Genomic DNA, 12442 nt, shown 5'->3' with positions numbered 1-12442 from the left:
TGATTCTGACACTGACTCAGAAATTGATTCAGAGACTGACTCTGATACTGACTCAGAAATTGATTCACTTACTGATTCTGATACTGATTCAGAAATTGATTCGCTTACTGATTCTGATACAGATTCAGAAATTGATTCGCTTACTGATTCTGATACTGACTCAGAAATTGATTCACTTACTGATTCAGAAACTGATTCAGAGATTGACTCGCTTACTGATTCTGATACTGACTCTGATACTGACTCTGACACTGATTCAGATACTGATTCAGAAATTGATTCAGATACTGATTCACTTACTGATTCAGAAATTGATTCAGATACGGACTCTGAAATTGATTCACTTACTGACTCTGATACGGATTCAGATACAGATTCGCTTACTGATTCTGACACTGATTCAGATACTGACTCTGAAATTGACTCGCTTACTGATTCTGAGATTGATTCAGATACAGATTCGCTTACTGATTCTGATACTGATTCAGATACTGATTCACTTACTGATTCTGAGACTGATTCAGAAACTGATTCGCTTACTGATTCTGAGATTGATTCAGAAACTGATTCGCTTACTGACTCTGACACTGATTCAGATACGGATTCAGAAATTGACTCGCTTACTGATTCTGATACTGACTCAGAAATTGACTCGCTTACTGACTCTGATACTGACTCAGAAATTGATTCACTTACTGATTCTGATACTGATTCAGATACTGACTCGCTTACTGATTCTGATACCGATTCAGATACGGATTCAGATACAGATTCACTTACTGATTCAGAAATTGATTCAGATACGGATTCGCTTACTGATTCTGAGACTGATTCAGATACTGATTCACTTACTGATTCAGAAATTGATTCAGATACTGATTCACTTACTGATTCTGATACTGATTCAGACACTGATTCGCTTACTGATTCTGATACTGACTCAGAAATTGACTCGCTTATTGACTCTGATACTGACTCAGAAATTGATTCACTTACTGATTCTGATACTGATTCAGAAACTGACTCGCTTACTGATTCTGATACCGATTCAGAAATTGATTCGCTTACTGATTCTGATACTGATTCAGATACTGATTCAGAAATTGATTCACTTACTGATTCTGATACTGATTCAGAAATTGATTCTGAGACAGATTCGCTTACTGACTCTGACACTGATTCAGAAATTGATTCAGATACTGATTCTGATACTGACTCAGAAATTGACTCGCTTACTGACTCAGATACGGATTCAGAAATTGATTCAGATACAGATTCACTTACTGATTCAGAAATTGATTCAGATACTGATTCGCTTACTGATTCTGATACTGACTCAGAAATTGATTCACTTACTGATTCAGAAATTGATTCGCTTACTGATTCTGAGACTGATTCAGAAACTGACTCAGAAACTGATTCGCTTACTGATTCTGATACTGATTCTGAAATTGATTCACTTACTGACTCTGATACTGACTCAGAAATTGATTCGCTTACTGACTCTGACACTGATTCAGAAATTGATTCAGATACCGATTCGCTTACTGATTCTGATACTGACTCTGAAATTGACTCGCTTACTGATTCAGAAATTGATTCAGATACTGACTCTGATACCGATTCGCTTACTGATTCTGAGATTGATTCAGATACTGATTCGCTTACTGACTCTGATACTGATTCAGAAATTGATTCTGATACTGACTCAGAAATTGATTCACTTACTGATTCTGATACAGATTCTGAAATTGATTCTGATACTGACTCGCTTACTGATTCTGAGACTGACTCTGAGACTGATTCAGAAACTGATTCACTGACTGACTCTGATACTGATTCAGAAATTGATTCACTTACTGATTCTGATACCGATTCAGAAATTGATTCAGATACGGATTCAGAAATTGATTCGCTTACTGATTCTGAAATTGATTCTGACACTGACTCAGATACGGATTCAGAAATTGATTCTGATACAGATTCAGATACTGATTCAGATACTGATTCAGAAACTGATTCACTGACTGATTCTGAGACTGACTCAGAAATTGATTCACTTACTGACTCAGATACTGATTCTGATACAGATCTAATCACTGATTCTGAGATTGATTCAATTACTGATTCTGAGATTGATTTTGAGGTAGACTCTGATTTAGACGCTGATTCTGACTGACTGGTCGTATCTGAAGGTATAGAATCTTTATTCACACCACCAACTTGGTAGCCACCAATTGCTGTCCCGTAATCATTTGCTACAACATACGGAGCTGTTTTAGAGTTATATCGTCCATACTTTAATTTAGAGCCATCTTCATAAAAAATGTTTCTCGAAACGCTATTAGCAGCTAGCATTTTAATTTTCAAATTAGCTAAATCAGCCGCTGTGCCACTAAAAGCTGTATCGAAAGTAATTGTATGGCTTTTTACCCCAAAGGTTGTTCCCTTAGAGACATACTGTATCCCTTTAGAACTATTACCAACATAAAAATTTTTAACTGGATTTGTTGCAGCGCCATCAATCAATACATTTGTAGGGGTACTTAATTTTGAATCTGATGATGTATCAATATAAATCCCTGTATAATTATTCCCTTTTGTAAATCTAGAATGTGTCAGTATCTTTGTTGGATCATACTCAACTGTCCACGAAATTTTTCCAGTTGCAGAATCATAAATAGCCGAGATACTAGAAATAGGATTTAAAAGATTATTAGCACTCCCACCAGACCAGTAGTATTGAGTTCCACCATTTGAGAAATCACTAATGGTAAAGGTTGTTTTAGTCCCAGTAGTTGTTGAGCGCAAGGTGGCTGCTCGAGTAGCTTCGGTATTATTTAAAACTGCAAAAATTTGACCATTTGGACTTAATTTAATCAGTTCATTTCCGAGTGCTTGTGTATTATTTCCTAAAGTTGTATAAGCAATCTGTAAATCTGCCACAGTAGCATTAGGATCGCCAATTAGATTTTTAGTAGCTTCCAATTGAGATTGTGTAGCTACCAATAATTTCATCAGTTCCAATTGCTGTTCAGCACCTAGTGTGATCAATTGACGAGCAGCCATATCGTTCAACACTTCAGCTTCTGAAATCATTTTATCTAGATTTTCACGAACACTGTCCTGTTTTTCTTCAGTACCTGTTGATGTGGCTTTATTTCCAGAAACAACACCTGATTCAGATAAAACAATACTTGTTGAAGTTGATTCGCTAACCGACTCTGAAACGGATTCACTGATTGACTCCGAAACCGATTCACTTACTGACTCAGAAATTGATTCTGAAACCGACTCGCTTACTGACTCTGAAACGGACTCACTCACCGACTGTGATACTGACTCACTAGTTGAGACTGACGTCGACTCACTAGCTGACTCTGACGTTGATTCTGATTGTGAAAGACTATTTTTTTCTTCCTCAATTGACGAATCAGAAGTTTCGCTAGAAAGTTTAACCTCATTAGTATCAGTAGTTGAAAGTGTTGTTTCTTTAGCTAAGACAATATCATCTGCAAAAGCATTATCTGTAACTACTGTTGCTCCCGTTAATGCTCCTAGCGCTAACGCACCTTTCAGAATTGTACTTGTAGAAATATTCTTCTGTTCATAAATATCAACATTAACACTTTGTTCTGAGGTTGCTCCCCCCAAAAAATGCATTAAACCAATCTGTGAAATAAGGGTTCGTACCCAATTTTTCCCAGATTTATGCATTTTAACTCTAGTTTTCCTGGATGTTTCTCCGATATTTTTACCGATTTTTTTCACGTTTTTCTATCTTCCTCCAATATCCTTTTTATTGTACCATTTTTTATGAGCGTTTCAAAAATTTTTGTCTAAAAATTTTGCTATAATCTTGATCTTTTGCAGACATTTTTTGTAATTATAAGCATCTCCACGTGAAATATAACTATCCATATGCTTTTCTAGTCGCCATCGATAGGCTCTTAATTCATTAGAAATATCAAATCCTATGAGAGAAAGTATCGTCACACGTTCTTCAATACTCTTGATTGGAAAAACATGTTCTATTTCAACCACACTTGTCACACTAGTTGAGCGTTTACGATGATAGTACAACCCCAAATTACGATAAGAAATACGATCAGCCATTAGATATACTTTCCAGGTCGTGAGATCATCTTCTACTTTTTCTTCTTCAGGATAAACAATATCCTGAAAAAGCTCTGCTTTATATAATTTCCCCCATGGAACTGTAAAGCACTGACTAAATGATAATCGCCCATCATACTGCTTTTCAAACCATTCCTGAGGTGTATAAATCTCTAAATAAGGGTCCGACACATCCACATGAAAAGCAAAACTTTGTCTTTCTTCAAAGAACTCTGTAAAGTTTGCGACTGCAATGTCGCTACCTGTATTTTTTAAATCCTTGTATAATATTTCAATATGATTTAGTTCTAACCAGTCATCATTATCTACAAATAAGATAAAATCACCTGTAACTAATGGTAAAGCAGAGTTTCTAGCAGCACCCACTCCGCTTCCTCCTAATTTCCTGTGTATAACTCTAATCCGAGAATCTCTCTGACGATATTCTTCGCAAATAGCAGCTGATGTATCCGTTGAACCATCATTAATTAAAATAATTTCAAGATTCAAATAAGTTTGGTTAACGATACTCTCTAAACAAGGACGAAGATATTCTCCTGCATTGTATATTGGTACAATCACACTTACTTTTTCCATCATTTCTCCTTCGGAAAATTTTCTATCAGGTCCAGCTTGTTACAACACTGTTGATAAAGTTCTATCTGACCATTTCGTAGAGCATCTTCACAACACTTCTTCAAGCGTTCCTTATATGACTTGATCTGCTCAGTCAAATCATATCCCATTGCTGCAAGAAGAGCTATCCGCTCCTCTGCATTAGTTATCATGCTAGAAATATCGTCCAACATTCGAGTTCTAGAAAGTCCCTCTTTTCTTTGAGAGTAGTAATAAGAACCTTCATTGATAAAGGTAACTTGTTTTGCTTTCAAATAAAGACGATAAATCGTTGCGTCGTCTTCTCTTAGTCGCCCTATTGGAAATCGAACTCCCTCAAACAGTTCTGCTTTGAACAATTTTGTTGGTGAAAATGTAAATGTTAAAAAAAGATTGTTACTTGGAGAACTTTCTAGATTCATCCATTCTTGAACTGTATAATTTTTGCTAAAGTATTTCTCTTTCGTAATAGAAAAAAGGAATGACTGTCGTTCTTCGTTAAAAGAATTAAAATTACAAATAGAAATATCAGAACCGTTATCCACTAAGGCTTGATATAAATGTTCTAGATAGGTTTCCTCCACAAAATCATCCGAATCAATAAATGTGATATACTTCCCACTTGCAAAGGCTATACCAGCATTCCTAGCAGCCGAGGGACCCGCATTCATTTGATGCAAAACACGAATTCGCTCATCTCTTCTAGCATAATCTTCACAAATCAATGAGCTACTATCAGTTGAACCATCATTGACCAAAATAATTTCAAAGTTTTCATACGATTGCTTCAGCAAGGAATCAAGGCAACGTTTTAAATATTGTTCTACGTTGTAAACAGGAACAATAACACTAATCAATTCGCTAATATCCATCTTTTCAACCTTTTCTACTAGTATTTCATTAAAGTTATCAATTCCAATTCTAGTAATAATTTGTCGTTGATAGTTCTGATCAAGTTCCAATTCTACACCTTCATCATAATTAAATTCAGCGGTATGCTTATTAGCTAATTTTACTTTATGAGTAGCTCCCATCTCATACCACTCATACTCAGAATCAATGTGGCCCAAATCAATTGCTTGATACCCTTGACAAGCTAAGTCAGAAACAAGAACTTTTGCTGTTGGCCCAAGCATAATCAACACTAGTCGATCTTTCCCATATTTTTTAATCTGTTGAAAAATTTCATCATAATATTGAAATGCATTTTTTGATGGACATATAATTCGTTTAACAGAAGAAGCGTCAGCAAATAGATCATTACCAACACCTGAGCGTGATGTCGCTCCCTCAACAATTAAAATATCTTTTCCTTTCCACAATTCTTTTAACGATGCAAAATAAGTTCCTGAAACTGATTTGTCAACCAAATCAATATAAGGCCTAGAAATAAATGTTGAACCATAAAATGGGGAATTACAATTATCTAAATAAAAATTAGAATACTTTAAAAAATGGCCTTCCCAAAAAACACGAGCATTTTGATTATAACGCTCCATATTTGAAAAAACATCAGGTAAACAAACAAGAAGATTTTCATCACTCTTCGTCTGTAAAATTTGCTTTAATTTTCTTGCTAATTTATCGTCATATTTTTGATATGGAATAGAGTGCCCTGTCATCAAATCAACTTCGCCATCCCCAAACCGAACAACAGAAGCATGATTTTGTTTAATATAAGTAAGACTTTCCAAGATAGGAAGTACTTTAATTTCTGATAAACTCTCCACTATTTACTCCTTCTAGTCACACATAGCTTTCAATACAGATTCTGTTAGCAACTTTCTTGTGAAGAAACCCTCTCTCAAAATAGGATTAAAACTTCTTACATTTTTAACTAATTCAGCATATTCATTTTCAGTCACATTTTGGATTTTAACAATAGCTTCTTCTATATTCTTAACAACCCAACCGAGACCATTTTTTTCTATCAATTCTTGGTTAGCAATTCCTTCTTGCACGATAACAGGAATTCCTGCCGCTAAAAAACTTCCTAGCTTATATGGACAATACAGCGATTGGTACTCCTTATCTTTGTCATCCATCCATACCAAACCAAATCCTCCCTGCGACATCTCCATTAGAAGTTGTTCATCTGGTCGATAATTCATTTTATAAACATTCTGTGGCAATTCAGCGCTTTGCCATGTATATAATTTTAAAGGAATATCATAATTCCACTCTTTTACAAAGCTAAAACGTTCGGGATTCCCAGGGAAATGAATTTCTTTTTTCAAGGTTGCTGAAAACATGGGAGCTTGAGTTGGATGATCCCACATTCCTTGAATTACTGTTTTCGCAACATTTAGGCCAAATTTTCTCAACTGATCGATCATTCTCTGACTTGGAGCGATTATTACATCTGCTTTATTATAATATGAGATTGTTCGATCCATTAGGTAAAAATTCCCAGAGAACATAAGAGGAACTACATCGTGAATGAATAGTACGATTTTAATATCGTATAATTTTAATTTATTCATTAGCTTCTCATCGAATTCCGTTGTATTCCATGTTGGGGTTTGAAAAATTACGACATCTCCATGTCGTAATCCTGACACAATTCCATCCAAACGTTTACTCAATTCACTTTCAGTATCTGTATGGATTTGATAACAATAAATTCCTAATTCACGATATCCTAAAGAAATAGCCACATCTGTAACCGTATTTTGACACAACTGAGCTGTACTCTGCCCAGACTGACCATTAATATTCGTAATATAAACGCGCATCTTTCGCCTCACATTTCCTTAATGTTTTCGATATTTCTCTATCATATCCAATTGAAACTTCAGTTCTTTATACAACTCTATATTTCCATTAGATAAAGAAGTGTTTTTAACAAAGTTTGCACGCCAATCAAAAGCAGCAATTTCATTCTCAAGATTGAATCCTAACATCGATAATAGTGCTAGACGCTCTAAAACAGGTTCAACGGAAAATACTGTACTTTGTTCAGTAGTCTGAGTCAAACTTCCACTATTTACACGATAAACCATAGTTGGTCGGTGCATATAAGCAATTTTATCTGCTGCTAAGTATAATTTCCAAGTTGTACGATCATCTTCACCAAACGATCCTGTATAATATGAGATGTTTTCAAACAGAGAGCGCTTATATAGTTTACACCACGGGACAGTAAAACACACACTTAAATAATGTGGTTTTCCATACTGATAAGCAAACCACTCTTGGGGAGTAAATATCCGCTCATAATAATCGTCATCAGTAATATGAATTTCATACCTATTTTCAGATTCAATATAGCGAGTAAAATTTGCTATTGACACATCACTATCTGTTCTCACTAATAAATCGTAGAGGTCACTGATATGATTGGGATCAACCCAATCGTCACTATCTAAAAACAAAACATATTGTCCAGTGACAAGTTCAAGAGCACTATTTCTTGCGGCACCGATTCCCTCGTTCTTCCTTTTATGTAAGGTTCTAATCCGAAAATCTTTCTCTTTCAATCGTTCAATTATTTCAGCTGTACGATCTGTTGAACCATCATTAACGATAATGATTTCTATATTATCATATATCTGAGATTGTACACTTTTAACACATTGTTCTAAATATTTTTCTGCATTATATGCAGGTATTATTACACTTATCTTTTCCATAATTCCTCTAAATTTTTTCAATATAATTTATTATATCACTATTATATTTCTTTTTACAGTAGTATTCATTTATTTTCTATTGTTATATCAAAGAAATACGCTAGTTGAATTTATTATAGTAAAATCATTCATTTATGATCCAATATATTTTACGGCTTGCTCCAGTATAGCAAGCCGTATTTTCCATTTTATGATTTTATTAGAGATTTAAGGTTTCTCTAATAACATGCATGCAAAATTAACACTATCCTTAACCTAACTAACAAAAGGCCAAATATTTGATAATAGAAAAGCTTTACTTCTTTCATCACTAGAAAATTGACAATGGAGTAAATTAAAAACTGATTGTTCACTTATAAATCTCTATACTATACCAATACCGATAGTCGTTAACCATTAGCGTAGAATTTATTCTCAAGAAAACAATATAATTAAAATATCAATTTTATTACCAAATAATCACACGGTCTTCTGGTGAACGCCACATGCCGTCGCCTTCTTTGACATCATAGGTCGTAAAGAAGTCATCAAAGTTTGGCACTTGGACATTGACACGGAGTTTAGCTGGAGCGTGTACGTCGACGCTAGCCATGAGTTTCATCAACTCTGGACGACCTTTCATACGCCAGATACGAGCAAAGTTATGGAAGAACTCTTCAGCTGAGAAGTCTGGCTCTCTCTTGGCAGCTTCTAGCGCTGCAGCGATTCCTCCTAGGTCAGCAACATTTTCTGATACGGTCAATTTACCGTTAATCGTTGCGCCGTAAGATTCTTGGCCGTCAAACTGGTCGATAACCTTCTGAGTTTTCTCTTTGAAGGCTGCATAGTCGCTCTCAGTCCACCAATCCTTGAGGCTACCATTTTCATCAAAGGAAGCCCCATTTGTATCAAAGGCATGAGAAATTTCATGGGCGATAACCGCTCCGATACCACCATAGTTGGCAGAAGATGACTGATGCAAGTCATAAAATGGTGCCTGTAAAATAGCAGCCGGAAAGACAATCAAGTTCTTTTGTGGATTGTAATAGGCATTCACCATATGAGCAGGCATTCCCCATTCCTTGTAGTCAACCGGCTGATTCCACTTGCTCCAACTGTGCTTGATTTCCACACGCGCAAAGGCTAGGGCATTCTCAAAGAGGCTAGCAGATTCATCCACTACCTTGTCCTTATAGCGAGCTGGAAGTTCTTCTGGATAACCGATATAAGGCTTGATGACATTGAGTTTGACGATGGCTTTTTCTCGAGTTTCAGGAGTCAGCCAGTCATTCTTAGCCAAACGCTCCTTATAAACGTCAATCATGGTCGCCACTTTTTTCTCTACGTCTGCTTTGGCTTCTGGAGAGAATTTTTCGTGGGCATACCAAAGACCAAGCGCTTGTTTAAATGGTCCTTGAGCTAAATGGTAAGCTGCCTTGCGTTTGTCTTGAGCCTCTGGAACTCCTGAAAGAGCACGGCCATAAGCACCTGACAATACACGAATCTCGTCTGTCAAATAGATCGTTGAAAGATTGACCACACTCAAAATCAAGCTTGCCTTGAGCAAAGGCCAAGCTTCCTCACTATAAAATTGCTCTGCTGCTTGCCAGAAACGTTCTTCATCTACGATGACCTTATCAGGAACTTGACCAAGAACAGCTTGGAAAAAGTCATCTAGAGGTAGAGCAGGGGCAAACTTTTTGAAATCTTCATAAGAATATGGATGGTAGAGTTTGGCGTATTCTGAACTCTCTTCGTTTGAAAGGACCACAGCTGCGATACGGCGGTCCAATTCCAATCGTTTCTCTAAAAGATCTTCGATTTCTTCATCTGAGAAGTTATAGGCTTTAAGGAGATTAGAAGTACTTTCTTTCCAAAGGTTCAACAATTCCTCACGCTGTGGATGGTCTTCCGCATAGTAGGTTGTATCAGGCAAGATTGTTCCTGGAGCACTAGCCCAAAGAACATTGGTTCTAGCATCCATAAAGTCTGGTGATACACCAAATGGAAGGAAGTTTGGTTTACCAGCTAATTCAAATGCTGCTAGTTTACTTGCGAAATCCGCAAAACTTTCCAAATCCTGGTATTCCTCCAATAAAGGAAGAACTGGCTCAATTCCATCAGCTTCTCGCTTATCGAAATCTCTCACCATGCTGTGGTATTTGACAAAGTTTGCTAGGATAGGATCTTCTGGAAGATCTTCTCCTGCCAACCATTTGTCAGTCGTCGTTAGCATCAACTCTTCAATTTCTTCGTCAAGGTCGATAAAACCACCTGTTCTCGATTTATCGGCTGGAATAACAGCAGTCTTTTCCCACTCACCATTTATAGCATCATAAAAATCATCTTGATAACGTGTCATCTTGTTCTCGCTTTCCTATTTTCACTTATTCCTAGCTTAGCAAAAATCCCTGGGGAATGCAATTAAAAATACCGTCTTCTCCTGATTGTTTTCTAGTTAATATTTTAAATATTTACAAAAATTAACTTGACTTAATTTTTATTTTAATGTATATTAAAAGATAGGAGGAATATAAATGTATGATACGTATCGAAAACCTCAGTGTCTCCTACAAAGAAACGTTGGCACTAAAGGATATTTCACTAGTGCTCCAAGGACCAACGATTACCGGAATTATTGGTCCAAACGGCGCTGGGAAATCAACATTATTAAAAGGTATGCTGGGAATTATCCCACATCAAGGTCAGGCATTTCTCGATGACAAGGAAGTTAAAAAATCCTTACATCGAATCGCCTATGTCGAACAAAAAATCAATATCGACTACAACTTTCCCATCAAGGTCAAGGAATGCGTCTCGTTAGGACTATTTCCCTCTATTCCTCTCTTTCGAAGTTTAAATGCTAAACATTGGAAGAAAGTGCAAGAGGCCCTTGAAATCGTCGACCTAGCTGACTACGCTGAACGTCAAATCAGTCAACTGTCTGGAGGTCAGTTCCAGCGGGTCTTGATTGCCAGATGTTTGGTGCAGGAAGCCGACTATATCCTCTTAGATGAACCCTTTGTGGGGATTGACTCAGTCAGTGAAGAGATTATCATGAATACGCTGAGAGATCTGAAAAAAGCTGGGAAGACGGTTCTCATCGTCCACCACGACCTCAGCAAGGTTCCCAACTACTTCGATCAAGTCTTGCTTGTCAATCGAGAAGTGATTGCTTTTGGTCCGACCAAAGAAACCTTTACCCAAGCCAATCTCAAAGAAGCTTACGGTAATCGACTCTTTTTCAATGGAGGTGACCTATGATTGCAGAATTTATAGATGGATTGCAAAAATTCCATTTCTTACAAAATGCCTTGATAACAGCTATTGTTATCGGGGTCGTAGCTGGAGCTGTAGGATGTTTCATCATTCTACGTGGGATGTCACTCATGGGAGATGCCATTTCACATGCTGTGTTACCAGGTGTAGCCCTCTCCTTCATCTTGGGCATTGACTTCTTTATCGGAGCCATTGTCTTTGGACTGCTAGCTGCTATCATCATTACCTACATCAAGGGAAACTCGATTGTCAAAAGCGATACCGCCATCGGCATTACCTTTTCTTCTTTCTTAGCTCTCGGTATCATCTTGATTAGTGTCGCTAAAAGTTCAACTGACCTTTTCCATATCCTTTTTGGTAATATTCTTGCTGTTCAAGATACAGATATGTTTATTACTATGGGTGTAGGGGCAGCCATTCTCTTGTTAATCTGGATTTTCTTCAAGCAACTCTTGATAACGTCCTTTGATGAACTCTTGGCTAAAGCCATGGGAATGCCTGTTAACTTTTACCACTATCTACTCATGGTACTCTTGACTCTAGTATCAGTAACTGCCATGCAAAGTGTCGGAACCATCCTTATCGTAGCCATGCTCATTACCCCAGCTGCAACTGCTTATCTGTATGCTAATAGCCTGAAAAGTATGATTTTCCTTTCCTCAACCTTTGGAGCTACAGCTTCAGTTTTGGGACTCTTTATCGGCTATAGCTTTAACGTTGCGGCAGGTTCTAGTATCGTGCTCACAGCTGCTAGTTTCTTTCTCATTAGCTTCTTTATCGCTCCAAAACAACGATATTTGAAACTGAAAAATAAACATTTG

The 12442-nt window shown here is 36.9% G+C and carries 8 protein-coding genes; 2 read left to right on the top strand and 6 right to left on the bottom strand.

Annotation, left to right across the window (positions count from 1 at the left end; translation table 11 throughout):
* The 6 genes from E7C97_RS07955 to E7C97_RS07930 all read right to left on the bottom strand — a co-directional run.
* On the bottom strand, positions 1 to 3762 hold a 3762-nt coding region (locus E7C97_RS07955), incomplete at its 3' end, for an accessory Sec-dependent serine-rich glycoprotein adhesin (RefSeq protein ID WP_316108784.1).
* 63 nt (positions 3763 to 3825) lie between these two features.
* Positions 3826 to 4713 carry a glycosyltransferase family 2 protein gene (locus E7C97_RS07950; protein ID WP_316108783.1) on the bottom strand — a complete coding sequence of 296 codons (888 nt, stop codon included), beginning with the start codon at positions 4711 to 4713 and terminating at the stop codon, positions 3826 to 3828.
* The gene (locus tag E7C97_RS07945) at positions 4713 to 6461 is read right to left on the bottom strand and encodes an SP_1767 family glycosyltransferase (protein ID WP_316108781.1); all 1749 of its coding nucleotides are present in this window, start codon (positions 6459 to 6461) and stop codon (positions 4713 to 4715) included. The genes E7C97_RS07950 and E7C97_RS07945 overlap by 1 nt, the downstream gene beginning before the upstream one ends.
* A 12-nt stretch (positions 6462 to 6473) precedes the next feature.
* The gene (locus E7C97_RS07940) at positions 6474 to 7466 is read right to left on the bottom strand and encodes a sugar transferase (protein ID WP_316108780.1); all 993 of its coding nucleotides are present in this window, start codon (positions 7464 to 7466) and stop codon (positions 6474 to 6476) included.
* An 18-nt stretch (positions 7467 to 7484) separates the two neighbouring features.
* Positions 7485 to 8363 (bottom strand): glycosyltransferase family 2 protein, encoded by an 879-nt coding sequence (locus tag E7C97_RS07935; RefSeq protein WP_316108778.1) that lies wholly within the window; start codon positions 8361 to 8363, stop codon positions 7485 to 7487.
* Positions 8364 to 8811: 448 nt separating this feature from the next.
* Positions 8812 to 10704 (bottom strand): M13 family metallopeptidase, encoded by a 1893-nt coding sequence (locus tag E7C97_RS07930; RefSeq protein WP_316108777.1) that lies wholly within the window; start codon positions 10702 to 10704, stop codon positions 8812 to 8814.
* A 179-nt stretch (positions 10705 to 10883) separates the two neighbouring features.
* Here E7C97_RS07930 and E7C97_RS07925 point away from each other — a divergent pair, with 179 nt between their 5' ends.
* A complete protein-coding gene (locus E7C97_RS07925) occupies positions 10884 to 11606 on the top strand; it encodes a metal ABC transporter ATP-binding protein (protein WP_075228047.1) in 723 nt (240 codons plus the stop codon).
* Positions 11603 to 12442: metal ABC transporter permease (locus E7C97_RS07920; protein WP_316108775.1), on the top strand; the 840-nt coding region annotated here is incomplete at its 3' end. The genes E7C97_RS07925 and E7C97_RS07920, both read left to right, overlap by 4 nt.

The organism is Streptococcus sp., assembly GCF_032481935.1.
GTDB lineage: Bacteria > Bacillota > Bacilli > Lactobacillales > Streptococcaceae > Streptococcus.
This window is presented reverse-complemented; position numbering and strand designations above follow the sequence as displayed.

Bases quoted from the DNA above. Each gene is read 5' to 3' on its own strand.
- E7C97_RS07940 (WP_316108780.1), bottom strand. From the start codon at position 7,466: ATGCGCGTTTATATTACGAATATTAATGGTCAGTCTGGGCAGAGTACA.
- E7C97_RS07950 (WP_316108783.1), bottom strand. From the start codon at position 4,713: ATGGAAAAAGTAAGTGTGATTGTACCAATATACAATGCAGGAGAATAT.
- E7C97_RS07930 (WP_316108777.1), bottom strand. From the start codon at position 10,704: ATGACACGTTATCAAGATGATTTTTATGATGCTATAAATGGTGAGTGG.
- E7C97_RS07935 (WP_316108778.1), bottom strand. From the start codon at position 8,363: ATGGAAAAGATAAGTGTAATAATACCTGCATATAATGCAGAAAAATAT.
- E7C97_RS07925 (WP_075228047.1), top strand. From the start codon at position 10,884: ATGATACGTATCGAAAACCTCAGTGTCTCCTACAAAGAAACGTTGGCA.